The organism is Dictyoglomus sp. (genome assembly GCA_025060475.1).
In the GTDB taxonomy this organism is placed as follows: Bacteria; Dictyoglomota; Dictyoglomia; order Dictyoglomales; family Dictyoglomaceae; genus NZ13-RE01.
The window spans coordinates 93,510-120,336 of the sequence record JANXBZ010000007.1 but is presented as its reverse complement, the minus strand read 5'-3'; the positions used below and the strand labels follow the sequence as shown (position 1 = coordinate 120,336).

30 protein-coding genes are annotated in these 26,827 nt (G+C 30.1%); 16 read left to right on the top strand and 14 right to left on the bottom strand.

Translation table 11 applies throughout. The features are described from left to right. The first annotated feature begins 227 nt into the window (after positions 1 to 227). On the top strand, positions 228 to 740 hold the full coding sequence (locus NZ841_05285) for a TlpA family protein disulfide reductase (protein MCS7202171.1): 513 nt from the start codon (positions 228 to 230) through the stop codon (positions 738 to 740). A gap of 118 nt (positions 741 to 858) precedes the next feature. Here NZ841_05285 and NZ841_05280 read toward each other — a convergent pair whose 3' ends face one another. Next, positions 859 to 1,410 (bottom strand): 5-formyltetrahydrofolate cyclo-ligase, encoded by a 552-nt coding sequence (locus NZ841_05280; GenBank protein MCS7202170.1) that lies wholly within the window; start codon positions 1,408 to 1,410, stop codon positions 859 to 861. Positions 1,411 to 1,496: 86 nt separating this feature from the next. On the opposite strand from NZ841_05280, the gene NZ841_05275 reads away from it, so the two are divergent. Then, complete coding sequence (locus NZ841_05275) at positions 1,497 to 2,630, top strand: radical SAM protein (protein MCS7202169.1); 1,134 nt, start codon at positions 1,497 to 1,499, stop codon at positions 2,628 to 2,630. A 3-nt stretch (positions 2,631 to 2,633) separates the two neighbouring features. Here NZ841_05275 and NZ841_05270 read toward each other — a convergent pair whose 3' ends face one another. Continuing rightward, positions 2,634 to 3,917, bottom strand: a complete 1,284-nt coding sequence (locus tag NZ841_05270) for a TIGR04013 family B12-binding domain/radical SAM domain-containing protein (GenBank protein MCS7202168.1) — start codon at positions 3,915 to 3,917, stop codon at positions 2,634 to 2,636. Between the two features lie 151 nt (positions 3,918 to 4,068). Between NZ841_05270 and NZ841_05265 the strand changes: the two genes are divergently transcribed. From NZ841_05265 to NZ841_05240, 6 genes are all read left to right on the top strand, one after another. After that, on the top strand, positions 4,069 to 4,761 hold the full coding sequence (locus NZ841_05265; protein ID MCS7202167.1) for an ECF transporter S component: 693 nt from the start codon (positions 4,069 to 4,071) through the stop codon (positions 4,759 to 4,761). A 6-nt stretch (positions 4,762 to 4,767) separates the two neighbouring features. Beyond that, complete coding sequence (locus NZ841_05260; GenBank protein ID MCS7202166.1) at positions 4,768 to 5,535, top strand: type III pantothenate kinase; 768 nt, start codon at positions 4,768 to 4,770, stop codon at positions 5,533 to 5,535. 73 nt (positions 5,536 to 5,608) lie between these two features. Then, complete coding sequence (locus tag NZ841_05255) at positions 5,609 to 7,435, top strand: FecR family protein (protein MCS7202165.1); 1,827 nt, start codon at positions 5,609 to 5,611, stop codon at positions 7,433 to 7,435. A gap of 46 nt (positions 7,436 to 7,481) precedes the next feature. After that, positions 7,482 to 9,293, top strand: a complete 1,812-nt coding sequence (locus NZ841_05250) for an adenylate/guanylate cyclase domain-containing protein (protein ID MCS7202164.1) — start codon at positions 7,482 to 7,484, stop codon at positions 9,291 to 9,293. Next, positions 9,259 to 10,602 carry an HD domain-containing protein gene (locus NZ841_05245; GenBank protein ID MCS7202163.1) on the top strand — a complete coding sequence of 448 codons (1,344 nt, stop codon included), beginning with the start codon at positions 9,259 to 9,261 and terminating at the stop codon, positions 10,600 to 10,602. Before NZ841_05250 ends, NZ841_05245 begins: the two co-directional genes overlap by 35 nt. Then, positions 10,587 to 11,327 carry a DUF3307 domain-containing protein gene (locus tag NZ841_05240; protein MCS7202162.1) on the top strand — a complete coding sequence of 247 codons (741 nt, stop codon included), beginning with the start codon at positions 10,587 to 10,589 and terminating at the stop codon, positions 11,325 to 11,327. The genes NZ841_05245 and NZ841_05240 overlap by 16 nt, the downstream gene beginning before the upstream one ends. Here NZ841_05240 and NZ841_05235 read toward each other — a convergent pair. The 12 genes from NZ841_05235 to NZ841_05180 all read right to left on the bottom strand — a co-directional run bounded on the left by NZ841_05235 (position 11,310) and on the right by NZ841_05180 (position 21,099). Further along, complete coding sequence (locus NZ841_05235; GenBank protein ID MCS7202161.1) at positions 11,310 to 12,101, bottom strand: HAD-IIA family hydrolase; 792 nt, start codon at positions 12,099 to 12,101, stop codon at positions 11,310 to 11,312. The two genes, NZ841_05240 and NZ841_05235, sit on opposite strands and share 18 nt — an antisense overlap. After that, positions 12,088 to 12,807, bottom strand: coding sequence for a biotin--[acetyl-CoA-carboxylase] ligase (locus tag NZ841_05230; GenBank protein MCS7202160.1), 720 nt, complete (start codon positions 12,805 to 12,807; stop codon positions 12,088 to 12,090). Before NZ841_05230 ends, NZ841_05235 begins: the two co-directional genes overlap by 14 nt. Continuing rightward, positions 12,804 to 14,378, bottom strand: a complete 1,575-nt coding sequence (locus NZ841_05225) for a bifunctional riboflavin kinase/FAD synthetase (protein ID MCS7202159.1) — start codon at positions 14,376 to 14,378, stop codon at positions 12,804 to 12,806. The genes NZ841_05230 and NZ841_05225 overlap by 4 nt, the downstream gene beginning before the upstream one ends. Positions 14,379 to 14,381: 3 nt before the next feature. Further along, positions 14,382 to 15,254: a tRNA pseudouridine(55) synthase TruB gene (gene truB, locus NZ841_05220; protein MCS7202158.1), complete on the bottom strand. Its 873-nt coding sequence runs from the start codon at positions 15,252 to 15,254 to the stop codon at positions 14,382 to 14,384. Then, positions 15,229 to 16,206, bottom strand: coding sequence for a bifunctional oligoribonuclease/PAP phosphatase NrnA (locus NZ841_05215; protein ID MCS7202157.1), 978 nt, complete (start codon positions 16,204 to 16,206; stop codon positions 15,229 to 15,231). Before NZ841_05215 ends, truB begins: the two co-directional genes overlap by 26 nt. A gap of 4 nt (positions 16,207 to 16,210) precedes the next feature. Continuing rightward, positions 16,211 to 16,564, bottom strand: a complete 354-nt coding sequence (gene rbfA, locus NZ841_05210; GenBank protein ID MCS7202156.1) for a 30S ribosome-binding factor RbfA — start codon at positions 16,562 to 16,564, stop codon at positions 16,211 to 16,213. 22 nt (positions 16,565 to 16,586) lie between these two features. After that, a complete protein-coding gene (locus tag NZ841_05205; GenBank protein ID MCS7202155.1) occupies positions 16,587 to 16,868 on the bottom strand; it encodes a DUF503 domain-containing protein in 282 nt (93 codons plus the stop codon). Between the two features lie 3 nt (positions 16,869 to 16,871). Continuing rightward, complete coding sequence (gene infB, locus NZ841_05200; protein MCS7202154.1) at positions 16,872 to 18,803, bottom strand: translation initiation factor IF-2; 1,932 nt, start codon at positions 18,801 to 18,803, stop codon at positions 16,872 to 16,874. Next, positions 18,784 to 19,089, bottom strand: coding sequence for a YlxR family protein (locus NZ841_05195; GenBank protein MCS7202153.1), 306 nt, complete (start codon positions 19,087 to 19,089; stop codon positions 18,784 to 18,786). The genes infB and NZ841_05195 overlap by 20 nt, the downstream gene beginning before the upstream one ends. Continuing rightward, positions 19,086 to 20,153 carry a transcription termination factor NusA gene (gene nusA / locus NZ841_05190; GenBank protein ID MCS7202152.1) on the bottom strand — a complete coding sequence of 356 codons (1,068 nt, stop codon included), beginning with the start codon at positions 20,151 to 20,153 and terminating at the stop codon, positions 19,086 to 19,088. The genes NZ841_05195 and nusA overlap by 4 nt, the downstream gene beginning before the upstream one ends. A gap of 12 nt (positions 20,154 to 20,165) precedes the next feature. After that, complete coding sequence (locus NZ841_05185) at positions 20,166 to 20,618, bottom strand: ribosome maturation factor RimP (GenBank protein MCS7202151.1); 453 nt, start codon at positions 20,616 to 20,618, stop codon at positions 20,166 to 20,168. A 142-nt stretch (positions 20,619 to 20,760) separates the two neighbouring features. Continuing rightward, positions 20,761 to 21,099: a hypothetical protein gene (locus NZ841_05180; protein ID MCS7202150.1), complete on the bottom strand. Its 339-nt coding sequence runs from the start codon at positions 21,097 to 21,099 to the stop codon at positions 20,761 to 20,763. Between the two features lie 156 nt (positions 21,100 to 21,255). Here NZ841_05180 and rpsB point away from each other — a divergent pair, with 156 nt between their 5' ends. Genes rpsB through dxr form a run of 8 tightly spaced genes read left to right on the top strand, consistent with a single transcriptional unit; the run spans position 21,256 to position 26,734 of the window. Next, positions 21,256 to 21,984 (top strand): 30S ribosomal protein S2, encoded by a 729-nt coding sequence (rpsB, locus tag NZ841_05175; GenBank protein MCS7202149.1) that lies wholly within the window; start codon positions 21,256 to 21,258, stop codon positions 21,982 to 21,984. A 13-nt stretch (positions 21,985 to 21,997) separates the two neighbouring features. Further along, positions 21,998 to 22,600, top strand: a complete 603-nt coding sequence (gene tsf / locus NZ841_05170) for a translation elongation factor Ts (protein MCS7202148.1) — start codon at positions 21,998 to 22,000, stop codon at positions 22,598 to 22,600. A 3-nt stretch (positions 22,601 to 22,603) separates the two neighbouring features. Beyond that, positions 22,604 to 23,320 carry a UMP kinase gene (gene pyrH, locus NZ841_05165; GenBank protein MCS7202147.1) on the top strand — a complete coding sequence of 239 codons (717 nt, stop codon included), beginning with the start codon at positions 22,604 to 22,606 and terminating at the stop codon, positions 23,318 to 23,320. Between the two features lie 24 nt (positions 23,321 to 23,344). Next, positions 23,345 to 23,902, top strand: a complete 558-nt coding sequence (gene frr / locus NZ841_05160) for a ribosome recycling factor (GenBank protein MCS7202146.1) — start codon at positions 23,345 to 23,347, stop codon at positions 23,900 to 23,902. Positions 23,903 to 23,904: 2 nt separating this feature from the next. After that, positions 23,905 to 24,096 carry a hypothetical protein gene (locus tag NZ841_05155; protein ID MCS7202145.1) on the top strand — a complete coding sequence of 64 codons (192 nt, stop codon included), beginning with the start codon at positions 23,905 to 23,907 and terminating at the stop codon, positions 24,094 to 24,096. Further along, positions 24,096 to 24,815 carry an isoprenyl transferase gene (locus tag NZ841_05150; GenBank protein MCS7202144.1) on the top strand — a complete coding sequence of 240 codons (720 nt, stop codon included), beginning with the start codon at positions 24,096 to 24,098 and terminating at the stop codon, positions 24,813 to 24,815. Before NZ841_05155 ends, NZ841_05150 begins: the two co-directional genes overlap by 1 nt. Further along, the gene (locus NZ841_05145) at positions 24,816 to 25,595 is read left to right on the top strand and encodes a phosphatidate cytidylyltransferase (protein MCS7202143.1); all 780 of its coding nucleotides are present in this window, start codon (positions 24,816 to 24,818) and stop codon (positions 25,593 to 25,595) included. After that, positions 25,592 to 26,734, top strand: coding sequence for a 1-deoxy-D-xylulose-5-phosphate reductoisomerase (gene dxr, locus NZ841_05140; protein ID MCS7202142.1), 1,143 nt, complete (start codon positions 25,592 to 25,594; stop codon positions 26,732 to 26,734). Before NZ841_05145 ends, dxr begins: the two co-directional genes overlap by 4 nt. The last annotated feature ends 93 nt before the right edge of the window (positions 26,735 to 26,827 follow it).

Sequence of the window (26,827 nt, the reverse complement as noted above, 5' to 3'; positions counted from 1 at the left end):
GAAGCTAAGCCCTCCAGCGCCGATGGTACTGCCCTGGTAACGGGGTGGGAGAGTAGGTCATCGCCAGGAAGCCTCCTCTCTTGACTATTCAATATAAAATGTTATTATTAAATAAGCTAACTAAACTAATAAAAATATTTAGAAACAAACTTCCAGGCGAGGGTCCCCTTCCCCCCTCCCCCATCACCCCCTACCTCGCCTGGAAGTTTCAGTAAAAAGGAGGAAAAATGTCGAGAAAATTACTTCTTCTTTTTTTATTAACTTTTTCTCTTTTTTCATTATTGGAACTAAATCTAAATAAAAAACTTTTTGCTGAAGATCTAGAGCTAGATTCTCCAGCAATAAATTTCGTTCTTCCTAATATAAAGGGGGAAAATTACTCTTTAAATCAATTTCGAAGGAAAGTAGTTTTATTAAACTTCTGGGCAACATGGTGTTCTCCCTGTAAAGAGGAGATTTTAATTTTAAATAAAATTTATAAATCTTATAAAAAATTAGGATTTGAAGTTATTGCTATTAGTTTAGATGTTGATATAGAAAGAGTAAAAAATTTTCTCAGAGAAAATAATATTAGTTTTTTAGTTCTTTTGGATAAAAAAGGAATAGTAGGGTTTAAATATAAAATAAAAAGCATTCCCACATCTTTTTTAATTGATAAAAACCATATCATAAGAAAGATTTATATTGGAATTATAAAAGAAAAAGAATTAGTAAAAGATTTAGAAAAATGGTTAAAATAATAGCTAAAGTAATAATATTGTTATTAAGTTTAGTTTTTATTTTAACGGGAATTATATTAGAAGATCAGCTTTACATTTTTAAAAATGCTACCATACTTTGTCTCTCTTGTATAGGTATTCAATAGTTTTTAGTATAAATTATTCTTTTTTCGCTAATTATTATGTCAACAGGAATATCTTCTTCATTTCTAGGAAGAGAATCTATTATTAATTCGTCATAAATTAGTCCTATCTTTATAGGTTTTTTTAGTTTTGCTAAAAATCTATCATAAAATCCCTTTCCATATCCTAGTCTGAATCCTTCTTTATCAAAAGCAACTCCCGGAACTATAATTACATCGATTTTCTCTAAGTCGAAATTTATAGAGATCTTAGGTTGCAATATTCCGTAAGGACCAGGAATTAAATCATTAAAGGATTTAATTTCTCCAACAAGTAAATCTTTTTCATTAATTATAGGACAAAGAACTTTCTTATTTTCTGCAAGCGCATGATAAATAATAAATCTTGTATCTACTTCACTTCCAAAGGAAATATAAATATGAGTAATTTCCGCTCTTTTCCAAATATCAAGATCTTTAAGATTTAGATAGATTATAAAAGACTTTTCTTCTCTATTTTCAATAGAATTTCTTTTCTTTATTAATTTTTTTCTTAAGCTATCTTTCATAGTCAAATAATTTTATCATAATTTAGATTTACATAACTATAATTTTGATGATATACTCTTAAACAGAATGTTAAACGAGGCAGATTATGCATATATCAGATAAATTAGAAATTTTGGTAAAAGACGCTCAATTTGATCTATGTGGGTCTTATTTTTGTTCACCAGAGGCGGTAAGAAGAAAATCCTCTATTAAAGGTTGGATTTATCCCACTGTATTTCCTAATGGAATAACGGTAAGACTCCTAAAAATCTTACTTTCTAATGACTGTGTTCATAATTGTTACTATTGTGCTAACAGAGCTGATAGATTTTTTAAAAGATTAAGTTTGACCGAAGATGAAATGGTGAGAGTTTTTCTAGAGTTAAAAAGAAAAAATTTAGTAGATGGTTTATTCTTGAGTTCAGCAGTAACAAAATCTGCAGTAGAAACAATGAATAGTATGATTAAGATAGCCGAAATTCTAAGGGAAAAATATAATTTCAAGGGTTATATTCATCTAAAAATTTTGCCTGAATCAAAAGAAGATTACATAATACGCGCAATAGAGCTTGCGGATAGAGTTTCTATTAATATAGAGGCACCCAATTCTTTTTATTTAAGAAAAATTGCTCCGGAAAAGAATTTTGATAATTTATTTAAAAAATTTGAATTAATAAAAAATCTATATTCTAAAGGATTAAAACCTAAACATGGGGTTACTACCCAATTGGTTGTTGGTGCGAGTGGTGAAAAAGATAAGGAGATTCTTTCAACTATATTTTTACTTTATGAAAAATTTAATTTAACTCGAGCTTATTTTAGTGCCTTTAAACCTATTCCAGAAACTCCTTTTGAGGATTTACCTGCAACTTCTACATGGAGAGAACATCGACTTTATCAGGCAGACTTTCTCATTAGAAAATATTACTTCACTTTAAAAGACTTACCTTTTGATCATAATGGAAATTTATATCTGGAAAAAGATCCTAAGTGGATATGGGCAATAAACCATGAGGAGTTTTTCCCCATAGAAATAAATAAAGCAGGTCTTAAGGATCTCTTGAGAGTGCCAGGAATAGGTCCTATCAGTGCTAAAAAAATTATAGAAAAAAGAAAAGAGCAACCTTTTAAAAATATAAAAGAGTTAGAAATGCTGGGAATAAATGTAAAAAGAGCATTGCCATTTATATTAATAAATGGTAAAAGACCTCGCGAAGAAGGACAATTAAAATTTTTTTAACAGTTACTTTAAATAGAAATTTTTAAAGTATTTTTCAAGTTTTTTTGCTATTTTTTCCTGTTCTTTCCAATTTCCAAAAACGAAACTTTTAGAGATCAACTTATTTAGCACTTTAACTAATTCATCATTTATTCTTCCTGCAGGCATTTTTGAAAAAGGAGTTTGAGGAAGAGGTATAAATGTATGAGCATGGATCTTTGCTCCCATTTTGATTAGATCTTCTATCATTCTTATTGTAAGTTTTATATCTTCCTCTGTTTCGTAGGGAAGACCAAATATAAAATCAACATAGGGTTTAAGTCCAGCTTTTATTGTTATTTCTACAGCATTATATACATCTTCCACCGTGTGTCCTCTATGAGAAAGATCTAGTATTCTTGGACTCCCTGATTGGGCACCAATTACTAGGTTATCATTATTTGCATATTCTTTTATCAGCTTTATTGTTTCTTCACTTACATGTTCTGGTCTTACTTCTGAGGGAAAACTTCCAAAAAAAATTCTTCCTTTAGATGTTAGAATTTTTCTAATGCTTTCTAAAAGTTCCTCTAATTTTCTTATATTTAAATTTCTTCCATCATAAGATCCGTAAGAAAAGGCATTTGGAGTAATAAATCTTATATCTGTTAAGCCTCTTTCTTTCATAATTTCTACATATTCACAAATCTTTTCTATACTTCTATGTCTTATTTTAGTTCCAAAAATATAAGGAGTTTGACAAAAATAACATACAAAAGGACAACCTCGAGTAATCTCTATAGGTCCAAATTTGTTATTTTTTATCGAAAAAGGAGGATATTTATTTAAATCAAGAAATTCATCTTTTTTATTATATCTTAAATTGTTTTCCTCATCTAAGAATGCAATACCTTTTAAATCTTTTAAATTTTTTTCTTCCAATAATCTTTTAATAACCTCAATAAAGGTTTCTTCTCCTTCACCCATTACCACGTAGTCAAATCCTAGTTTTATAGTAAAAAAAGGATCTCCTGTAGGATGAGGTCCTCCTGCAATTATAATAATTTTTCTGTTATAATTTTTTCTTATATTTTTTATTAAGGATTTTATACTCCATAGCTGGGTAGTGAAAAATGAAAAGGCTAAAACTACCGAGTTATGTTTTTCTATGATTGTTTTTAGATTATTTAATAAGTTTTCTTCTTTTTCAAAAAGATAAATTGTAATATGCTTGTAAAAATCCTGAGTTTCAAGAGCACCTAAAAGAGCGTTAAAACTGTATCTATTTTCTTTCTTGTAATATATAACTAATCCTAATTCTTTCCTCATACTTCCTCTTTTAAAAAGATAATTTTTATAATATAATACCAAAGTATATGGCTCGCATATAGACTTCTATAGCGAGACCATAAGTTTGGAGTCGACTTAAAAATTAAAAAAACGGCATCTCCAAAGGGAGAGCCGGAAAGGAGGTTTTAAAATGATTAATTTAAGAAACCCTAAGACCTTATCCTTAGCTGGTATTCTAACTGCCATAACTTTAGTTCTCGGTTTCACTCAATGGGGATTTATTCCTCTACCTACTCCTGCAGGGGCAGCTACAATCATGCATATTCCTGCAATTGTTTCTGGGCTGGTTCTTGGTCCTTTATTTGGAGCAATTATTGGACTTTTATTTGGAATAATTACTGTTTTCTTCTTTAGTCATATTGCTCCTTTTTGGGTCTTAATACCTGCAAGACCATTTATTGGAATTGTAGCAGGGGTTGTCTTTTATTTTTTATATAAACTTTTAGGAAAAAATGAAAGGGTAAAATTTTATAGCACTTTAATTTTTTCCTTTCTTATTTTCATTATTCTCTTATGGTTAGGGGTAAAATATTTTAAAAATATAACCTATTGGTGGGCAGGAATAAGTTATATTTTATCAATTTTTCTATTTTTATTCATAAAAGATAGAAATCCCAAAATTCTTTCACTATCTATAGCATCTTTCTTAGGTAGTATGACAAATACAATAGGAACTTTAGGATTAGCAGTGATATTTAAGATTTTTCCTTTAGAAGCAGCGATTTCTGTGGGTATTCTTCATGGAATACCTGAAGCTATTTTAGCAGTAATTATCTGTGTTCCTACCTCTATAGCATTAAGAAGATATCTAGGAAAGGAGTGATAAATTCTGATTTTAGCTATAGATATTGGAAATTCCAATATAGATCTTGCTTTATTTAAAGATAAAAAAATCTTAAGACACTTAGATTTCTCTACTGATAAGTCTTCTACAAGTTATGAGTATGCTATGAAGCTAAGCTGGGTCTTAGAAAAAAATAAGATAAAGATATCTCATATTGAGGGGATCGCTCTTTCTTCTGTGGTCCCCTCTTTAACTTCTGTTTTTGAAGATGCAATAAATTTTCTTTTTGGTTTAAAGCCGTTTATTGTGGAGCCTGGAATTAAGACAGGAATAAGTATAGATACCGAAAATCCAAAGGAAGTAGGAGCAGATCTTATATGTAATGTGATAGCAATAGATGAGGAATATGGAAATTGTGGAATAGCAGTAGATTTCGGAACTGCAACTACTTTTTCAGTAATAAATAATAAAAAATTTTTAGGAGTTGCTATTGCTCCAGGGGTAGGAACATCTTCATATGCTCTTTTTGAAAAGACTGCAAAACTTCCCCAAGTAGATATTACTGCTCCTTTAAGCTCTATAGGAAAGAATACTATAACTGCAATGCAAGCAGGTATTGTTTATGGGTTTTCAGGTTTAGTTGACAGAATAATCGAAAGACAAATAAAAGAATTAAAAATAAAACCTGTGGTTGTAGCAACAGGAGGCTGGGCAAAAAGAATAGTTCCTCATACAAAATATATAAAAAAAATCGATCCATATCTTACTCTTAAAGGGCTTTATTATCTTTTTAAAAAAAATCAGGAAATGTGATTAAAATCACTTTCATTCAATAAGAAACTGGTATAATTTATATAAAAATTGAAACTAAAGAGGTGAAGAAATAATGAAAAAATATCTTATTTTCATCTTTCTTTTTCTATTTATTTTTAACATCTCGTGGGCTCAAACTTTAGAAAGAAGAACTGCTGTTATAACTTCATTGAAGGGTAGTGTATATGTAAAAAGAGCAGGAAGTGAAATATTTACTCCTGCAAAGCTTAATATGGCATTATCTCCAGGAGATAGAATTTGGGTTCAAGCAAATTCTTATGCAGTTTTAGCTTTTTCAGATAAGTCAACATTGAGGCTTTCTTCAAATACCCAACTCGATATTGTAGAACTTTCTAAAGAAGAGGACAAAGAGAAATCAATATTTAAACTTTGGATTGGAAAAATATGGGCAACTGTTGAAAGAATATTAAAACCAGGAGAAAGAGTGGAAATTCAAACTCCTACAGCAGTTGCTGGTGTAAGAGGGACATCTTGGGTGATGGATGTTCTTGAGGATGGGACAACCTTTGTAAATAGCCTAAGCGGAATAGTTTCTCTTATCGCTGGAGGAATAGAAAAGAATTTAAAAGAGGGGTTTAAAACTGTAATAAATCCCGATGGAACTTTTGGAAAGGAAGATCCCTTTAATGTACAAGAATATATTAAAGAATTAGAAAAAGAAATAGAACAAGTAAAAGAGGTTATTAAAGAAGAACTTAAGGAAGCAAAGGAAGTTACCCCAGAAGAAATGGAAAAAATGAAACCTGAAACTAAGACTCAACTTTTAAAGAGCGAAGCAGGCTATGGAATGGAAATTAGAGATGGAGAAATGTTTATGAAGCTTGCTTTCACTCCAGAGTTGAATTTTAATATAGTAAAACTAGGATTAGAACTATCTCTTCTTACCAATGGTGAAGGTAATACATTTTTCGAAATAGGTTTTAGATATGGAGAAATTAATCTTCCTTCTTTTGGAGTAAGATATGGAACAATAGATGGCTATAATTTAGGATATGGATTAATTGCAAATAGATATTCCACAAATCAATTGGATAGCTTCCGTATAAGATTAGAAAAACCAAATCAATTTGGCGTAAATCTTTTAATACCTTCTCCTTTTAAACTAAGATTAGTTTGGAATCCAAGTAAAGGAATTCAATACGAACTTTCAGAAAATCCATTAACTACTTATGGAATAAGAGTCTTTTATCGACCACTAGCAAAACTAGAATTAGGAATTAACGCTATGGCTGATTTAGACGCTACTTATACAAAACAACAGCTTATAGCTGGGGTTGATGCTGGGTACTTCATAACAAAGGATATAGTAGCTTATGCTTCTTTTGCTCAAAGAATTATTCATAATGGGATTAACTTCACTATTGATCCTAATGTAGCTTCAGAAAATGGTTTAATAGCAGGAATTAAAGCAAATTTCCTAGGTTTTATTGAGGCACAGATTCAATTAAGAAGTATTTCTGACAATTTTACCTTTGGATATTTTGATGCCTTCTATGAAAAGAATAAAGCTAAAGATAATTTACCTGCAATAACCCCTCCTACAAAGAGAATCAATGGTATTCTTGCAGGATTAAATGCAAAGATAATGAATATTGCAGAATTATTAGTACTTTATGAGGCATATGAAAATCTATTTCCTTCTCTTCATGGAGAATTAGCTGTAAGAATTGGACCAAGAATAAATGGACAATTAATCTATGAACAAAAAAATATTCCTCTTGGACCCTTTAGCTTCATAACTGAAAATACTAAGATTTATGGTCAAGTTCAATATCCTTTAGCTCAAAATATAGATATAATAATAAAGATATTAAGAACCTTTGATTCTCAAGGTAATCCTATAGATTACTATACTGTAGATACGAAGATTTACTTCTAAATTGGAGAAAAGGTTTGGTAGGTTTTTAACAAAAGAATATACAGGGGTGAGGACAAGAGTTTTAATAATCCTCACAACTCTTGTCCTCATCTTTCTCTTAAATCAAATTTCTTGGTTTCGAATTTTAGAGTTAAAAACTCTTGACTGGAGATTTGGAATTCGTGGAGAGATTTCTGTTAAGGAACCCATAGTAATTATTGCTATAGACGATAATTCCATTGAGGAGTTTGGAAATTGGCCATGGTCACGTAAACTACATGTAAAACTTATAGAGAATCTAAGAAAATTTGGTGCCAAAATAATAGCTTTTGATATATATTTTGATACCTATGGGGAGAAAAGAGAAGATTTTAATTTTTCAAAAACATTAGATAAGGATGTCATTTTGGCAAGCTTTTTTGTTTCTTTTAATGATCCTAGATATGGAACTATAAGAAAAATTATAGAACCTATCGAGATTTTTTCATCAAATACAATAGTAGGTTTAGTTAATCCTATATATGATGAGGACGGATTTATAAGGAGATTCAGCATAAAGTCAAAAATTTTTGAAAGAGATTGGTATTCTTTTCCTTTTTTGATAATATGTGCTTATCTTTCTAAAGATCCTGAATCTTATTTGAAAGAAAATAAAATTCCTACAGATAGAAACAATTTTATTTATATTAATTATAGAGGGGGAGCTTTTAAATTTCCAACCTATTCCTACAGTGAAATTATTAAAGGAAAAGTAGACCCCCAAATTTTTAAAAATAAGATAGTACTTATAGGTGCAACAACAGAAGCTCTTCATGATACTCATTTTACCCCTTTTTATCATTATCTGAGATCAGGTTCTTCTTTAAAACTTGGAAAAATGCCTGGGGTTGAAGTTCATGCTAACAGTATAGCTACTCTTTTATCTAAAGACTATATATATCCCCTTTTTGAGGGGTTTCCATTATTTATTTTTAGTTTTTTATTTACTTTAATACCCGTGATTCCTTTAAAGAAAATATCAGGCTTTAATAACTTTTTAATCATAGGTCTTTTATTAATAAGCTATGTAATTCTTAGTATATTTCTTTTCGTAAGATTTAAATTTTTATTACCTATAACTACTCCTGTCTTTTCTCTTGTTATTTGTTATCTATTTATTCTTCTTTATAATTTTATAAGAGAAGAGAAAGAAAAAAGAGAAATCAAAACAGTATTTCAAAGATTTGTTCCACCTTCGGTAGTGGATATTATCCTCTCAGACAGAGAATATCAACTTCTTCAGACAAAGAGGCAATGGATAAGTGTTATGTTTGCAGATATTAGAAATTTCACCTATTATTCAGATATTTTATCACCTGAAGAGATAACAAAGATTTTGAACGAATATTTTACTTCTGCAACAGAAATAATATTCAAATATGGAGGAACAGTAGATAAATTCGTAGGAGATGCCATTATGGCTCTTTTTGGAACGCCCATATACTATGAGGATGCTCCAAAAAGAGCTGTAAAGACAGCGATCGAGATTCAAAATATACTGAAAAGTCTAAGAGAAAACTGGGAAAAAAGAGGCTATCCTCCTCTTAATGTAGGTATTGGGATAACTACAGGTGAAGCAGTAGCTGGAACTATTGGTTCTACACAAAGAATGGAATTTACAGCGATTGGTGCTACTGTAAATTTAGCCCAAAGACTGGAAAGTCTTGCAAAAGGTGGTGAAATTTTAGTTTGTGAAAATACTTTTAATTTTACAAAAGAAATTTTTGAGTTTGAGGATCTAGGTTTTGTAAAGGTAAAGGGTAAAGAAGAACCAGTGCATATCTATAAGATTATTGGAGAGAAAAATGAAGGAAATTCAAGTATTAAAAGAGATACTTGATATTTTTATTGAGCAAAAATATATATTTTCTTATAGTTTATCTTTAACAGACTATAAAGGTAAAATCATTTTTGAGGAAGGAAACAAAAGGGGAGAAAAATTTAAATACAAATTAGGTGATAATATATTGGAATTAATTCTAGATTATTATAAAGATAAGGAAATTATTAAATTTCTAATTGATAAATATATTTCTCTTGTTAACAGAATTATTAATCTTGAAGAAAGAATCAAAGAATTAAATATACTTCAAGAAATAGGTTTTCAGATAAATTCAACCTTTAGATTGAAAGATTTACTTAACCTTATAATGACTTTATCGAAAGAAACTCTAGAAGCAGAGGCAAGTTCTTTGATGCTTTTAGACGAAAAAACTAATGATTTGACCTTTGAGATAGCGTTGGGAGAGAAAGGGGATGTCATAAAAAAATTTAGAATTCCTCTAGGAGAGGGTATTGCAGGATGGGTAGCAAAAACAGGAGAACCTCTTATTGCGAACAATGTAGAAGAGGATCCAAGATTTGCAAAAAAATATGATTCTGCTACATCTTTTAGAACAAAGTCAATTTTGTGTGTTCCTTTAAAAACTAAAGAGAAAATTGTTGGAGTTATAGAGGTTCTTAATAAAAAAGGAAATGATAACTTCGACGAAAATGATCTGAATTTATTACAAGCTATTGCAAATCAAGCAGCTATTGCTATAGAAAATGCAAGATTATACCAAAATTTAAAAGAATTATTTTTTGATACAGTAGAATCCTTAGCCTTTGCTATTGAAGCAAAGGATCCTTATACCCACGGGCATTCTAGAAGGGTAACTCAATATTCAGAATTAATTGCAGAAGAAATGGGATTTGATGAAAACTTCATTGAAAAGATTAGGTTGTCTGCTCTTCTTCATGATATTGGAAAAATTGGTATAGATGAAGTCATATTAAGAAAAAAAGAAAAATTAACAGAAGAAGAGAGAAAAGAGATAGAAAAGCATCCATTGGTGGGACGGAAGATTTTGGAGCCTCTTTCCTCTTTAGAAGATATAATTCCTGGAGTTGAGGAACATCATGAAAGATATGATGGGAGTGGATATCCTAAAAAACTAAAAGGAGAACAGATATCAATATTAGGAAGAATAATTGCTGTAGCAGACACGTTAGATGCTATGACTTCTGACAGACCTTATAGAAAGGGATTAAGTATGGATGTCGCAATTATGGAGATTGAAAATCAAAAAGGAAAACAATTCGATCCTTTAGTAGTCTCTGCATTATTATCTCTGTGGCAAAAGGGGAAATTATGTTCTGGTTCTTGAGGTTATGGTTAGCCCATTTATTAGCAGATTTTCCCTTTCAGACTAATTTTATTTTTAAATTAAAGAAAAAATCCTTCTTGGGTGTAGTTCTCCATGGATCTATTTTCCTAATATGTGCTCTTTTTTTATCTATGCCTTATTTAAAATATTTTTCCTCAATTCTTTATATTCTTTGTGTATGGATTTTTCATATATATATTGATTGGAGAAAAGTTAAAACATCTAATCTCTCTAAGACTCAAGATAATATTTGGTATTTTCTATTAGATCAGTTAATACATTTTATATCTTTAACATTTGTCTTTTTATTTCCATATAGCAAATATCCCATATTCTGGGAAAGACCTTACTTAGGAAATTTATGGTTAAGATTTTATAACAGTGATTATTACGTTCTATTGGCTATTGGTTATATAATCGTTGTCTTTACAGGCACAATCTTAACCTTTTATGTAAGAAAAAATATTGACTCAAAGGAAGAGTTTACAACAAATGGAATACCTTCTCTTGAAAAATATATAGGAGGAATTTTTAAAAGTATATTATTCTTTATATTATGGTTTGAAATTAGAAACTATTATTCTTTCATTTCTTTAACAATTTTAATAAAATTTTTGATAGAAAAATACTTAATCAAAATTTCGTCAAAATTATTTATTATTGATACCCTAGTTGATATCTCATTAATAATTTTCGTAATCTCTATGTTAAAACTTATCCTCTAAAAATTCTAAAATTTCTGATAGATTTTTAAAAACAAAATCAGGCTTTATTTTAGTTTTCTTTAGATCATTTTTTGAAGATACTCCTGTCAAAACTAAAAAAGAAATAGATTTTAATCTTTTAGCAAATAGAACATCAGTATCTATACGATCTCCTAATACTATTATTTCAGAAGAACTAAGCCCCAATTTTGATAGAGCAATTTTTCCAATATAAGGAGAAGGCTTTCCTATTATAATTGGTCTTTTTTGAGATGCGGAACTTATTGCAGAAACTAAGGAACCAGCACCTGGCTCAATAGTGTTCTCCTGAGGAAAAGTTTTATCAGGATTTGTCGCAATAAATCTTGCACCATTTCTTATTAAGTGATTTGCTCTTTTCAATTTATCAAAGGTGAAATTTCTATCTAAGCCTACAACTACTGCATCTACATCCTCATCAGAAATTTCCCAATCAATTTTCATAATGGCTTCTTTTAAAGCATCTTCTCCTATAACATAAGCTTTTCCTTTTTTCTTCCATTTCTTTAGGTAAATTGCTGTGGCTATACCTGAAGTTAAAAACTCTTCTTCGTTTACTTCAATTCCCATGTTTCTTAATTTTTGGCAATAATCTATAGGTAAGTGAGTAGAATTATTCGTGACAAATAAAATTCTAATAGTTTTTCTATGAAGAAAATCAATAAACTCTTTTGCAGAAGGTAAAAGATTATTACCTCTGTATATACATCCATCAAGGTCAATAAGAAAACCTTTTATATTCCTAAGTTCTAACACTTATAACCCCCCAATTATAGTTTTTAATCTCTCCGTCTTCCTCTACTAATAAAGAGCCATCTTTAGAAATATCTATAATTTTTACAATTTTTTGTGAGGATTCTGAATATAGAAGTACTTCCTTTCCTATATATGGAAATTTTTTAAGAAAATATTCATAGATATCCTTTTTGTTTTGTGGAAAATTTTTATAATTCTCCATAATTTTTTCGTATAATTTCTCTAAGATAAGGAATTTATTCTTTTCCTTAAGATATTTTAAAAGAGAGGTAGCTTTAAAATCTTTATTGTCAAAATTTTCAGGAGGAATCATAAGATTAATTCCAATTCCTACATTCACGTATTTTAAGACATGTCCTTCCCATTTACTCTCTATAAGAATTCCTCCAACTTTTTTTCCTTTAAATTCGATATCATTAGGCCATTTAAGGTTTAAGGAAATAGATAAAAATGGTTCTAATCCTTGAATAATACTAACACCCATAAGAATAGGTAAAAAATTTAAATCTTCTTTTTTTAATTTGGGATATAAAATTATAGTAAACCAAAGCCCACCTTCAGGAGAATACCATTTTCTTCCTTTTCTACCCCTCCCTTCTTTCTGGATATCTGCTAAAACTATGCTCCCTTCTGGTACTCCTCTCTCTGCCAGATTCTGAGCAATGTCCATTGTTGAATTGACTTCTCTATAATAAAAAATTTTCATACTATCTTAACAAACAACGATATAATTTTTTTAAGTATATCTTCGGGATATGAATTTGAAGTGTCAATTATAAAAGCATCTTGAGGAATTTTAAGGGGGGAATATATTCTTTCAGTGTCTCTTTTATCTCTTTCTTTTATAGAATTTAATACTTTTTCGAAATTCTCTTCTAGTTCCTTTGCTCTTCTTTCTGCTCTTGTTTTTAAATTTGCAGTGATATATAGTTTCAAATCCGCATTAGGAAAAACTACTGTTCCGCTATCTCTTCCTTCTAATACTAATCCCTTTTTGATCTGTTCAAAATATTCTCTTTGCCACATAGTTAGAATTTGTCTAATTTTAGGCATACCTCCAATTTTTGAAGCTTCATTTCCTATCTCATCAGTTTTTATTATTTTTGAAATTTCTCTTCCTTTATAACTAATTTTGAAACTTTCCCCATCCCATTCCCATTTAAAGGGTTTTTCTTTTATAATTTCAAGAATATCTTCTTCATAGATTAGATTTTCCTGCTTTGCAAGCCATCCCACTGCTCTGTAGAGGGCACCACTATCTAAATAGTCAAAGTTTAAGGATTTTGCTAAAAGTCTTGCGATAGTAGTTTTTCCAGAACCTGCAGGTCCATCAATTGTTATTATATAAATCTTTCCTTCCTTTTTTTCTTTTATATATTCTATATCTCTTAAAATTTGCTTTTTTAAGGCTTCTACACTAGAAAATTTTCTTTCTTCTCTTATAAACTCTTCAAATGTTATTTCAACTTCTTTTCCAACAATATTTTCGTTATAATCTAATATATGAACTTCTAAGATTCTATCGTGATAATTAAAAGTAGGCTTAGTTCCTAGATATATGGCAGAAGTATAGAATTTATCGTCAATAATTATTTTTCCTCTATATATTCCGTTAGAGAGAAATAGTTTTTTCTCATGAGGCATAATATTAGCAGTTGGAAAACCGATTTTTCTTCCTAACTTTTCTCCTTCTACAATTTTTCCTCGGATAAAAAAAGAATATCCAAGCATTTTCTTAGCTTTTTCAACGTTTCCCTCTTTCAAAAATTTTCTAATTAAACTGCTTGATAAGACTTCTTCTTTTTCTCTAAGTAAAGGAAAAGAAATAACTTCAAATTTATATATAGAACCAAGTTTTCTGAGAATCTCTAAATCTCCTCTTCTTTCATATCCAAATCTGAAATTTTCTCCAACGCATATATATTTAACAGAGACTAATTTTAAAATTTCTTTTATAAAATCTTCTGGAGTTAATTTTTTTAATCCTGGAAAAAATTTTATTAAAAAAAAGTAATCTAAACCCAAGAGGCTTAAAAATTCTTCTTTTTCCTTATTTGTGAGAAGAAATTCTGATAACTCTTTAATATTTTTAGAAAAACTATCTTCAAAAGAAAGAACAGCAGAATTCAAATTATTTTCAAAAGCTATTTTTCTTAATTCTCTTAAAATCGCTTGATGTCCTCTATGAAGACCATCAAACACTCCAATTGTAATTGCAAATTCTTTTTTTTCTTCTAAATTATTAAGTTTAATCTTGGAAATATAATTTTCTAGCATATTTTAGTTAAAAACCTTCTTAGGTTTAATTAAATTACCATCATAATATGCAATTGCTAATAGTTCTTTATTTTCATCAACCAATAGTATAGGGTTAGAGCAATTAAAAAAATTCTTAACCTCTTTAATTTTTATTGGATTTCCATTCCTTACTTTCTGAATAGCATCCTTAAGCACTAGAAAGGACGGAAGATCTAACATATCTACTGCTGAAATAAGATTTTCTTTCCAATTTTTTTCTAGATTTTTATAAGGGAGAGCATTATTTATGTGAAATTTACCAATTTGAGTTCTTAAAAGAAAAGAAGTAATTACAGGAATATTTAAAATTTTTCCTATATCTCTTATTAAACTTCTTATGTATGTTCCTGAAGATACACAAAATTCGACAATAGCTCTTGAAAAGATATTTTTCTCGAAGTATTTTAAGTCTGCATTATATATAACTATTTTTCTTTTTGGAAGAGAAAATTCTTCTCCTTTTCTTGCTAATTCATAAGCTCTTTTTCCCTTTATATGCAAAGCAGAGAAGGTTGGCGGAATTTGTTCTCTTTCTCCCACAAAAGATTTGATAATTATTTCTAAATCCTTTTCATTTAAATTTTGGGGTTCATATGTAAACTTTTTTGCTTCTCTATCATAGGTTTCACTACCTATTCCAAAGACCATTTCTACTATATATGTTTTTTTAAAAGTTAACAGATATTCTTCTAATTTTACTGCTTTATCTAAACCTATAATCATTAGCCCACAAGCACGAGGATCTAAGGTCCCCATATGGCCTACTTTTTTAATTCCTGTTATTTCTCTTATTTTTTTTACTACTGTAAAAGAAGTAATACCTGGTGGCTTATTTATCAATAAAAAGTGGTTCATATTCCATTATAAATTCTAACAAGTCTTTAACTACATTTAAAACTATATCTTGAGGTCTTCCTTCTTTTTCAAATCCTGCAGCTTCTTTATGTCCTCCTCCTCCGAATTTTTTTGCAAATAAACCCACATCAATATGAGAAGATTTTGATCTTAAACTTATCTTTGTCTTAGAAGGAGATAGAGGATATAAAAAAATGACTACTTTAGCTTCTTTAAGCATTCTTAATGTATCTATAATTCCTTCAGTATCCTCAATTTTAGAATGGTACTCCTCCATATCTTCCTTTGTTATAAAGCTAAAGGCAATATCATTTTTTAATTTTAATCGAAGAAGTGCCTTTCCTAACAAATATAAAGAAGAAAGATTTTTCCTTTCAAATACTTGTTGGGAAATGTATGCAACCTCTGCTCCCTTTTCCATAAGCTTAATTGCAGTTCTAAAAGAATTTGTGGTTGTATTACTAAATCTAAAACTTCCTGTATCTGTAATTAAACCTGTAAGAAGACATTGAGCGACTTTTTGGTTTATGTTTTCTTTATTCCTAAAAAAAAGATTTGATAGGATTTCTGTAGTTGATGATACTTTTGTATCTACAAAATTTAAATTACCAAAGAAAGTATTTGTTGGATGATGGTCAATATTAATTATTAATGGTATTCTTTTTAGAAAAGCATTGTTTTCTCCTATTCTTTCAATATCTCCACAATCAAGAAAGATAGCTACCTTAAAATTTAAATTCTGAAATCCGTCAAATATCTGTAGTTCCTCAAAAATTAGGAATTGATAAATATGAGGGATTCCATTAGGAAGATACAAATATACTTCTTTTTTCTTATCTTTTAAATAATAATACAAGGCTAGAATAGAACCTATAGCGTCTCCATCAGGATTTTTATGGGTTACAAGTAAAAAATTATTTTCTTTATTTATAATTTCCCAAATACTCTTCAAAGTTTTAGTCTTCTTCATTTGATTCTAAGGTTTTTATTATCTTTAAAATCCTATCTCCTCTTTCCAAAGAATCATCAAGTTCAAAAATAATTTCAGGTATAAATCTTATTCTCAAATCCTTTCCTATTTCACTTCTTATAAAACCCTTTGCACTTTCCAAACCGGTTAAAGTCTCTCTTTTTGTTTTTTCGTCCCCAAATATACTCACAAAGACATGAGCATATCTTAAATCTTTACTTAATTTTATTTCAGTTATGGAAACAAAAGAAGAAATTCTTGGATCTTTAACCCTTTTTAAAAGAATTTCGCTAATTTCAATCCTTAATAGTTCTCCTAATCTTTCTCGTCTTTGTTTCAAGATTTATCATCTCCTCTAAATTTTATAAGATATTTATTTCATAATCCACTATGAAACTATCTTTTTCTTTTTCCACTAATTTTATCACATCAGAAAGCACTCTATATATTTGATTTGAATCTGTAGAAATACAACTTATTCCCAGAATAAGTTCTCTTATATTATCCTGAGCTTCAATCTCTGCAATGGAAACATTAAATTTATTTCTTACTTTCTCTACTATGCTTCTCTTAACTCTTCTTTTATCTTTTAATGAAAAACTCTCAGGAATAGACAAGACTATGCGACACACACCAATAATCATAGCTTATTGAGTTTGTAATATGTAAATCTCTAATTGATCCCCTGGCTTTATATCTCCAAAGTTTTCTAACCCAACACCACACTCAAAATTTGTTAAAACTTCAGTGACATCTTCTTTAAATCTTTTTAAAGACGCTATTTTTCCATCGTAGACGATTTTTCCATCTCTTAAAAGCCTTACTTTTGCATTTCTCTGTATTTTTCCTTCTCTTACGTAAACACCTGCTACAGTCCCGACTCTTGGAATGTTAAAAGTAGCTTTTACTTCTGCTCTTCCAATAATAACTTCCTTAATCTCAGGTTTCTTAAATCCTCTTATAATATTATTTAGATCATCTATTATTTCATATATTATTCTATATGTTTTTGCTTGAACTCTCTCTCGAGATAAAGCTTCATTACCTTTATTATCTGGTCTTACATTAAAACCAATAATTAATGCTTTTGAGGCAGAAGCAAGCATAACATCACTTTCTGTTATACTTCCAATTCCTGAATGGATTACTTTAATAGTAATCTCTTCGGTATCCATTTTACCTATAGTTTGTAAAATAGCTTCTAAAGATCCTTGAGTATCTGCTTTTATTATTATAGGAAGAATTTTTTCTCCTAAACCCACAATTTCGAAAGTAGAACTTTCTTTTCTTTTCTTTTTCTCTTCTAGAATTTCTTCCGCTTCTTTTTCATCTCTTACTACCTGCAATATATCTCCTGCTTGAGGAAGTTCTTCAAAACCTGAAACTTCTACTGGTTGAGATGGTGGAGCTTCTTTAAGAGGACGATTCTTATCATCAAACATTGTTCTTATTTTACCTTTTACTTCACCCGCAATAAAATATTGTCCAATCTTTAATGTTCCTTCTTGGACAATTACAGTTCCTACGGGACCTCTCCCTTTATCTATTCTAGTTTCAATAATAACTCCTTTAGGAATTGCTTCTGGATCTGCTCTTAACTCATGTATATCTGCTACTAATAAAATCATCTCTAAGAGATTTTCAATTCCTTGTTTTCTTTTAGCGGATACAGGAATCATTATAGTATCTCCACCCCATTCTTCTGGGATCAAGCCTAATTCTGAAAGTTGTTGTTTAACTCTTTCTGGGTTTGCTTCAGGTTTATCAATTTTATTTATAGCAACGATTATGGGAACATTAGCTGCTCTTGCATGGTTAATAGCCTCGATAGTTTGTGGCATTACGCCATCATCTGCAGCAACAACTAAAACAGCAATATCTGTAACCTGAGCTCCTCGTGCTCTCAATGCCGTAAAGGCTTCATGTCCTGGTGTGTCTAAAAAAACTATTTTTTTTCCTTGATGTTCTACTACTGATGCTCCAATATGTTGGGTGATACCGCCAAACTCTTTATCTGCAACATTTGTCTGTCTTATAGCATCTAATAGAGTTGTCTTTCCATGGTCCACATGTCCCATAACAACTACCACAGGAGGTCTAGGCTTCAATCTTTGCAGTTCTTCAGGAGTTAATTCTTTTTTCTTTTGAATTTCTTTGATTTTTGTTTCTTCTACTTTATATCCAAATTTTTCACCTATTTTTTTAATAATATCGGGTTCCAGAAGTTGATTAATATTTGCCATAATTTTCATTTCCATAAGCTCTAAAATTAATTTAGTTGAAGGAATATTTAAAAGCTCTGCGATTTCTCTTACAGTTAGAGCTCCAGAGATTCTTAAAACTTTTTCTTTTTTTTCAACTTTTTCTATTACTTCCTCTTTCTTCTCCTTTATCTCTGTTTTAGGGGGAGAAATAGGGGTTTCTTCCTTTTTTAATAAATCTTTTATTATCTCCTCAGTTTCTTCATCAATTATATTTAAAGCTGATTTAATATTTACCCCTAAATCTGAAAGAATTTTTAATAATTCTTTACTTTCTATTCCTAATTCTTTACTTAACTCATAAATTCTTTTTCTCATTTTTCTCCCCCCGTTTTAATATTTCTTGTTGTAAATCTCTCTTTAAAATTTCCAATATTTCTGGAGATATAAAACATCTTAATGCATAAGACAAAGCTTTTTTCTTTATGGCTTTTTCTAGACAGTCTAAATTTACGCATATATATGCTCCTCTTCCCGAAGCCTTTCCTGTCGGATCAATAAAAATATCCTCATTTTGCCTTACAATTCTAATCATTTCTCTTTTAGGCTTTTTTTCTTCACATCCTATACATGTTCTAATAGGAATATGTCTTCTACTACTCATTCTTTAATAATAGCCTTATTTTCTACTCTTTCTGAAGATTCTGTTCTCACATCTATCTTCCAAGATGTAAGTCTTACTGCAAGTCTTACATTCTGTCCATCTTTACCTATCGCAAGAGATAATTGTTCAGGAGGAACAATAACTAATGCTTTTTTTTCATCCTCTTTTAGTTCAACTCTTATTGGTTTAGCAGGGCTGAGGCTTCTTGCAATAAACTCTGCTGGATCTTTACTCCACTGAATTAGGTCAATCTTTTCTCCATTTAGCTCATTAACTATATTTTGGATTCTAACTCCTTTATACCCAATACAAGCACCTATAGGATCAATTTCAGGATAAGTAGAATGTACTGCTACTTTTGCTCTAATCCCAGGATCTCTTACAACATTAATGATCTCTATTATTCCCTCCTTTATTTCAGGAACTTCTAATTCTAGAAGTCTTTTTAAAAATCCAGGATGACTCCTAGATAGAATAATAAGAGGCTCTTTTGTTGTCTTCTGAACTTCTAATAAATAAGCTCTAATTCTTCTTCCTATCCAATAATTTTCCGTAGGTATTTGTTCTTTATATGGTAAAATTGCTTCTATATCTGGAAGTCTTACGTACACGTTTCCTCTTTCTACCCTTAAAATAGAGCCACTTATAATCTCTCCTTCTTTTGTTTTATACTTTTCATAAAGAACTTTTCTTTCTGCCTCTTTTAAACTTTGAATTATTACTTGCTTTGCTACTTGAACTGCAATTCTTCCAAATTCTTGAGGCTCTACTTCTATCTCTACCTCGTCTCCTTGTTGAGAATTTTCATTAATAACTCTGCTTTCTTCTAAAGACATCTCTGCTATTGGATCTTTAACTTTTTCGACAACTTTTTTTGTTACATAAATTTTTATCTCTTGATTAGCAAGATCAATCTCCACTCTTGCTCCTTTGCTTGTTCCATATGCTTTTTTAAAAGCAGAAAGAAGAGCTCTTCTTAGAGCCTCAATTATTGTCTCTTTATTTATTTTCTTTTCTTTTATTATTTGTTCTAAAACTACCCAGAAGTCTTCCCCTAATTTCATAAGTTTCCCTCCCTAGAATTCTACAATTAATTTGCCATAATGAATTTTTTCGATAGGAATATTTATAACTTCTTTCTTTCTTTCTAAGATTACTTCATTATTTTCTATTCCTAAAATTTTTCCTTGTATATTCTTTTCTCCTTCATAACTTTCTTTGAGAAATATTATTACTTTTTCACCAATATTTCTCTTAAAATCACTTATTTTAGTTAAAGGTCTATCTAATCCTGGAGAAGAAACCTCAAGAGTATAAGAATGAGGAATTGGATCATAAAAATCCAATTCCCTTCCTATTTTTTCACTAATTAAAGCACAATCTTCTACAGAAACTCCTCCAGGCTTATGTATATAAAACCTTAGAACCCATCCTTTTTTTTCTCTTTGATATTCAATATCTACAAGCTCTATTCCTTCTTTTTCAAGAATAGGTTCTGCAATTTCTTTGACCTTTTTTATAATTTCCATCCTTATTTGTTCCTTCATAATTAAAAAGAAAAAGTGGGAAAACCCACTTTTAAACTTGCTTTCTTAAGCTTACTGTATTATATTCTCTAATTTAACTTTTATTGAATAATAGTATACCTAAAAATTTTTAAAATAGCAAATTTTATTCTAGAAAAATTTCCTTTGGGAGCTCATAAATTTCTATTATCTTCATCTTTTCGAGTAATTTTAAAAAATCTAAAATTTCTAAGGACTTAGTTTCATATCCAAAAGACTCTGCGGTTTTTTTGTAATTTTGAAAAAATTCTAAAAGGGTTGTTTTGGGAGATAGAAGCTTTTGACAGAGAAGTAAGATTTCTCTGGCATTCCCAACAGCTAGGATAGGGATATTCTCTTTTATGTTACTTTCTTTATCTTTTAACCAAATTAATACTATAAAAAAAGAACTCTTTTCTGTTTTCAATTTTTTAAGTTTTTTGAGAATTTTAGTTAAGTATATCATAAAAGTACTTGTAATTAAATATTCTTCGTGATATACTTCTTTTCGAATTATAACACACCCTCTCTGATTCTCTTAGGGGTGCTTTCTTTTTAGAGAAAGTTCTAAGAGAAGAAGAAGAGAGGGGTGGAAAAAAACCAAATTTTAATGGAGGTGCAAATGGCTCATATACTAATGAAACAATTATTAGAGGCAGGAGTACATTTCGGGCACCAGACGAAACGATGGTGTCCTAAAATGAAGGAGTATATTTTTTCCGAAAGAAATGGTATACATATTATCGACCTTCAAAAAACCTTAGTAAAACTGGAAGAAGCATATGAGTTTGTAAAGGAACAAGCAAAAGATGGTAAAACCTTCTTGTTTATAGGAACAAAAAAACAAGCCCAGCAAAGTATAGAGGAAGAAGCAAAAAGATGTGGAGCCTTTTATGTAACTCAAAGATGGCTTGGTGGTATGTTAACTAATTTTTCTACTATAAAATCTCGGATTGATTATATGATTCGTTTAGAAGAAATGAAAAACAATGGAAAATTTGAAAAGCTCCCCAAGAAAGAAGCTTTAAGATATGAAAGGGAATTAGAAAAATTAGTTAAGCTTTTTGATGGCTTAAGGGGAATAGAAACTCTTCCTGATGTGGTATTTATTGTGGATCCAAAAAGAGAAGAGATTGCAGTTAAAGAGGCAAGAAGGTTAAACATACCAATTGTTGCTATTGTAGATACTAACTGTGATCCAGAAGTAATTGATTATCCTATTCCAGGAAATGATGATGCTATAAGAGCTGTAAAATTAATTGTTTCAAAGATAGCGGATGCAATTATTGAAGGAAGAGATTTACGAGAAAAGGAATTAGAATTACAAGAGAAGGAAACTGAAGTTGGATAGGGAGGTTTAAAAAATGGAAGTTTCTTTGGAAATGATTAGAGAATTAAGAGAAAAAACGGGTGCGGGAGTTATGGATGCAAAACGTGCCCTTGAGGAAGCTAATGGTGATATGGAAAAGGCAATCTTAATCCTAAGAGAAAGGGGAATAGTAAAGGCTGCGAAAAAGTCTACGAGAGTTGCAAAGGAAGGAATTATTGAAGCATATATTCATACGGGATCAAAACTTGGAGTTCTATTGGAACTCAACTGTGAAACAGATTTTGTTGCGAGAACTGATGAATTTAAAAATCTAGCGAAGGACCTATGTTTACAAATTGCAGGAATGAATCCTTTATATATAAGTAAAGAAGATGTACCTAAAGAGGTTCTAGAAAGAGAAAAAAATATCTATATGACTCAATTAGAAAAAGAAGGAAATAAACCTTCTCATGTTATTGAAAAGATAGTTAATGGAAGACTTGAAAAATTTTTTGAAGAAGTTTGTTTATTGGAACAGCCTTTTGTAAAAAATCCTGAAATTAAAGTGAAGGATTTATTAACAGAAGCTATTTCAAAGTTAGGTGAAAATATTGTAATAAGAAGATTTGTAAGATATGTGGTAGGAGAGGAAGAATAAGTTATGGTTTCACCGAGATTTAAAAGAATTCTATTGAAACTTTCAGGAGAAATTTTTAGTGGTCCTTCAGGTTTTGGTTTAGATCCTATAAAGGTTAATCAAATAGCTCAAGATATAAAGGAAGTTTATGAATTAGGAGTAGAAATAGGGATAGTAGTGGGTGGAGGAAATATTTTTAGAGGGAGAGAGAGTAAGGATTTGGGTATAGATAGAGCTACTGCTGATTATATGGGAATGTTAGCAACAGTAATAAATGCTTTGGCTCTTCAAGATGCTTTAGAAAGATTGGGTGTAAATACAAGAGTTCAAACTGCAATAGAAATGAGACAAATTGCAGAACCCTTTATACGTAGAAGAGCAATAAGGCATTTAGAAAAGGGAAGAATAGTAATTTTTGCAGCAGGAACAGGAAATCCCTTTTTTACTACAGATACTGCAGCAGTTCTAAGAGCTTCAGAAATTAAGGCGGAAGTAATTTTAAAAGAAACAAAAGTTGATGGTGTATACACCGAAGATCCATTTGTAAATCCTAATGCTAAAAAATTTGATACTATAAATGCTCTTGATTTTCTTAAACTAAGATTAGAGGCTTTAGATGCTACCGCTGTTTCCCTATCCATGGAAAATAAAATTCCTATAATAGTTTTTTCAATGTCTGAAAAGGGAAATCTAAAGAGAATAATTATGGGAGAAAAAATAGGGACATATATTGGTCCTTAGCTTATAAAGAATGGGGGGGAAAATATGGGTAAAGAAAGCTTTAAAGAAATAGAAGAGAAAATGAAAAAAACTATAGAAGCGGTAAAAAGAGAATTTCAAGGTATTAGAACGGGAAAACCATCTATTGGTCTTTTTGATGAGATTAAAGTAAATTACTATGGCAACATGATGCCATTAAGTCAAGTTGCTTCTTTAAAAATAGGAGATGGAAGAACTGTATTAATTCAGCCTTGGGATAAAAGTGTTCTTTCTGAGATCGAGAAAGCGATCTTAAAATCAAATCTTGGATTAACCCCTCAGAGTGATGGGCAAGTAATTCGAGTTAATTTTCCACCTTTATCAGAAGAGAGAAGAAGGGAACTTGTTAAAATTGCCCATAAAGAAGCAGAAAATGGGAGAGTAGCTATAAGAAATATAAGAAGAGATTATTTGGAGGTTTTTAAAAAAGAAAAACAAGAAGGTAAAATTTCGGAAGATGAATTTCATAGGCTTCAGGATGAACTTCAAAAATTAACAAATAAATATATTGGAGAAATAGACAAGTTATTAGATATTAAAGAAAAAGAAATTATGGAAGTTTAGTTATGAAAAGCTTTTTAGGATGGAAGATAAAGGATGTTTTCAAATTTCTATCAGAAGATAATGTGATTCTCGATTTGGATTATCCTTTCTTATCTCAAGAGTCCTTTGGAGATTTGCGAGTTATAATGGAAAAATTTGAAAATGGAAAATGGTTCTTTGTTCTATCCTATGAGAATTATCAAGAAAGAAAATAATGGATATAGAAATTCCCAAGGATAAACTCCCAAAACATATCGCTTTTATAATGGATGGAAACGGAAGGTGGGCTCAAAAGAAAGGACTTCCTAGAATTATGGGACACAGAGAAGGAGCTTTAGTTGTAGAAAGAATTTCAGAGGTAGGTTTTAAATGGGGTATTCCTTACTTAACCTTTTTTGCTTTTTCTACAGAGAATTGGAAGAGACCTAGGGATGAAGTTGAGGGTCTCATGAGGATTTTAGATGAAAGTATTGATAGATTTAAATATAAGCTTATTAAAAATAATATTAAGTTAAAAGTTATAGGAGACATAACTGCTATTCCAGATTATCTTCAGAAAAGGATTGAAAGAGTGATTGACGAGACAAAAAGTGGGGATAGAGGAGTACTTACAGTTGCCTTAAATTACGGAGGAAGATGGGATATTATTTCTGCGTGTAAAAAAATCATCCATGATGTAATTAATGAGAAAATTTTTTTAGATGATATCAATATAGAAAATTTTAGTAATTATCTTTCAACTCATGATCTTCCTGACCCAGATCTTCTAATTAGAACCAGTGGAGAATATAGAATAAGTAACTTTCTTCTTTGGCAGTTAGCCTACACAGAACTATGGTTTACCAATAAATATTGGCCAGATTTTAATGAAGAGGATTTAAAAGAAGCGTGTATAGAATATGCACAGAGAAGAAGACGTTTTGGAGGACTTTAGGTGTTAGAGAGGATAATCACGGGACTTTGGGGAATTCCTCTCATTCTCTGGACTATTCATATAGGAGATCAGGTATTATTTATTTTTGTAATGGTATTAGTAGGATTTGGATTATGGGAATTTTATACTCTTTTAGAGAAATATAAGTTTGAACCTTTAAAATTAGAGGGAATAATTTTAGGACTTCTTTATATCACTTTTATCTATTTTGGCTCTCGAAGAGCTTTAATAATCTTTTTGCCTTTATTAATCTTAGTATTACTTATATATGAACTTTTTAGTAAAAAGAGGACAATTACTGATCTTTCTCTAACCTTTTTGGGTTTTTTTTACATCCCTTTTTTATTGGGATATCTTTTAATGTTGAGAAGTTTACCTCAGGGTGAGAAGTTTTGTTACTTTACTTTTATTTTAGTTTGGGTTTCTGATACCTCTGCATTTTTTGTGGGAAAAACTATAGGAAAACATCCTTTGGCTCCATCTATAAGTCCTAAGAAAACTATTGAGGGAACAATAGCAGGAATCTTTTTCTCTGGTTTATCTTCTTTAATTTTTTCTTTTCTATATTCTTGGAGACCTTTATTTACTCTAATTTTGGGAATTACTGTAGGTATTATGGGACAGTTAGGAGATCTTGTAGAATCAATGTTAAAGAGGGAAATTGGAGTAAAGGATACATCCTCTCTTCTTCCTGGCCATGGAGGAGTATTAGATAGATTTGATAGTCTTCTTTTTGCTATACCAACAGTTTACTACTTCCTATCCTTGTTAAGATTATGAAGAGAGTAGTAATATTAGGAGCTTCAGGTTCCATAGGTTTACAAACTATTGAAGTAATAAGAGAACATAGAGATAAGTTTGCTATAGTTGGGATAGCAGTTAAAGAAAATATTTTAACGTTAAAAGAATTGGCAGAAGAATTTAGACCTCCCTATTTAGCAGTTTATAATTCTAACATAGAAATTCCCTCTTTTTCCTATAATCCTACTATTCTGTTTGGAAGGGAAGGGATAGAATTCTTAGCAAGTTTAGAAGATATAGATTTAGTTATAATAGCTATATCTGGACTTGAAGCAATTTATCCTACAAAAAAGGCTATCTTAAGTAATAAAAAAATTGCTTTAGCGACCAAGGAAGTAATAGTTACTTGTGGAAAATTCTTTAAAGAGTGGCTTAAAAATTCTAATTCTGAAATAATTCCTATAGATAGCGAACATAGTGCTATTTTTCAGCTTCTTTCCGACAGAAAAGGGGAGATTGAAAGAATTATACTAACTGCTTCAGGTGGTCCCTTTTTTGGAAAAGAAAAAAAATATATTGAAAATGTAGAACTAGAGGAAGTTTTAAATCATCCCCGATGGAGAATGGGAAAGAAAACTACTATTGATTCTGCAAATCTTGTAAACAAAGCTTTAGAAATTGTAGAAGCCCATTATCTTTTTAACCTTCCCTATGAAAAGATTGATGTTCTTATTCATCCCCAAAGTATTGTTCATGGAATTATTGAACTTATTGATGGCTCGCTTATAGCCTATCTTTCTCCAACAGATATGAAATTTGCCATTCAATATGCCCTCTTCTATCCAGAAAGGATAAATTATAAATGGCAAAAGCTTGATTTAAGAGATATGAGATTAGATTTTTATCCTGTTGATGATCAGTTCCCTATTATTAAATATTTATATGAAGTAGTTAAAAAGGGAGATATTTTTCCTGCTATTCTTGCTATTTCTGATGAGATTTTTGTTTCTCAGTTTTTAAAAGGAAATATAAAATTTTCTCAGATTGTTCCATTAATAATTAAAGTAATGGAGAATTGGAAGGGAAAGAATGAAATAGAAGGAGAAGAAGATTTATTAGAGTTAATAGCTTGGACAGAAAAGGAAGCTATTAATTTGATAAAAAAATATGGCAAATAAGGAGGGATTTTTTCTATGAGAAAATGGAAAATGATAAAGAGAACAGAAAAAAAAGAAGATGGAAGATTAATGTACTATTATGATTTTGAATTG

Coding starts and splice junctions, on each gene's coding strand:
- NZ841_05155 (MCS7202145.1), top strand. CDS start 23,905: ATGAAAAGCTTTTTAGGATGGAAGATAAAGGATGTTTTCAAATTTCTA.
- NZ841_05265 (MCS7202167.1), top strand. CDS start 4,069: ATGATTAATTTAAGAAACCCTAAGACCTTATCCTTAGCTGGTATTCTA.
- NZ841_05195 (MCS7202153.1), bottom strand. CDS start 19,089: ATGAGTAGTAGAAGACATATTCCTATTAGAACATGTATAGGATGTGAA.
- rpsB (MCS7202149.1), top strand. CDS start 21,256: ATGGCTCATATACTAATGAAACAATTATTAGAGGCAGGAGTACATTTC.
- dxr (MCS7202142.1), top strand. CDS start 25,592: ATGAAGAGAGTAGTAATATTAGGAGCTTCAGGTTCCATAGGTTTACAA.
- truB (MCS7202158.1), bottom strand. CDS start 15,254: ATGAACCACTTTTTATTGATAAATAAGCCACCAGGTATTACTTCTTTT.
- NZ841_05255 (MCS7202165.1), top strand. CDS start 5,609: ATGAAAAAATATCTTATTTTCATCTTTCTTTTTCTATTTATTTTTAAC.
- infB (MCS7202154.1), bottom strand. CDS start 18,803: ATGAGAAAAAGAATTTATGAGTTAAGTAAAGAATTAGGAATAGAAAGT.
- NZ841_05230 (MCS7202160.1), bottom strand. CDS start 12,807: ATGAAAATTTTTTATTATAGAGAAGTCAATTCAACAATGGACATTGCT.
- NZ841_05205 (MCS7202155.1), bottom strand. CDS start 16,868: ATGATTATTGGTGTGTGTCGCATAGTCTTGTCTATTCCTGAGAGTTTT.
- pyrH (MCS7202147.1), top strand. CDS start 22,604: ATGGTTTCACCGAGATTTAAAAGAATTCTATTGAAACTTTCAGGAGAA.
- NZ841_05275 (MCS7202169.1), top strand. CDS start 1,497: ATGCATATATCAGATAAATTAGAAATTTTGGTAAAAGACGCTCAATTT.
- NZ841_05285 (MCS7202171.1), top strand. CDS start 228: ATGTCGAGAAAATTACTTCTTCTTTTTTTATTAACTTTTTCTCTTTTT.
- frr (MCS7202146.1), top strand. CDS start 23,345: ATGGGTAAAGAAAGCTTTAAAGAAATAGAAGAGAAAATGAAAAAAACT.
- nusA (MCS7202152.1), bottom strand. CDS start 20,153: ATGAAATTAGGGGAAGACTTCTGGGTAGTTTTAGAACAAATAATAAAA.
- NZ841_05240 (MCS7202162.1), top strand. CDS start 10,587: ATGTTCTGGTTCTTGAGGTTATGGTTAGCCCATTTATTAGCAGATTTT.
- NZ841_05180 (MCS7202150.1), bottom strand. CDS start 21,099: ATGATATACTTAACTAAAATTCTCAAAAAACTTAAAAAATTGAAAACA.
- NZ841_05150 (MCS7202144.1), top strand. CDS start 24,096: ATGGATATAGAAATTCCCAAGGATAAACTCCCAAAACATATCGCTTTT.
- NZ841_05245 (MCS7202163.1), top strand. CDS start 9,259: ATGAAGGAAATTCAAGTATTAAAAGAGATACTTGATATTTTTATTGAG.
- NZ841_05270 (MCS7202168.1), bottom strand. CDS start 3,917: ATGAGGAAAGAATTAGGATTAGTTATATATTACAAGAAAGAAAATAGA.
- NZ841_05280 (MCS7202170.1), bottom strand. CDS start 1,410: ATGAAAGATAGCTTAAGAAAAAAATTAATAAAGAAAAGAAATTCTATT.
- tsf (MCS7202148.1), top strand. CDS start 21,998: ATGGAAGTTTCTTTGGAAATGATTAGAGAATTAAGAGAAAAAACGGGT.
- NZ841_05185 (MCS7202151.1), bottom strand. CDS start 20,618: ATGGAAATTATAAAAAAGGTCAAAGAAATTGCAGAACCTATTCTTGAA.
- NZ841_05225 (MCS7202159.1), bottom strand. CDS start 14,378: ATGCTAGAAAATTATATTTCCAAGATTAAACTTAATAATTTAGAAGAA.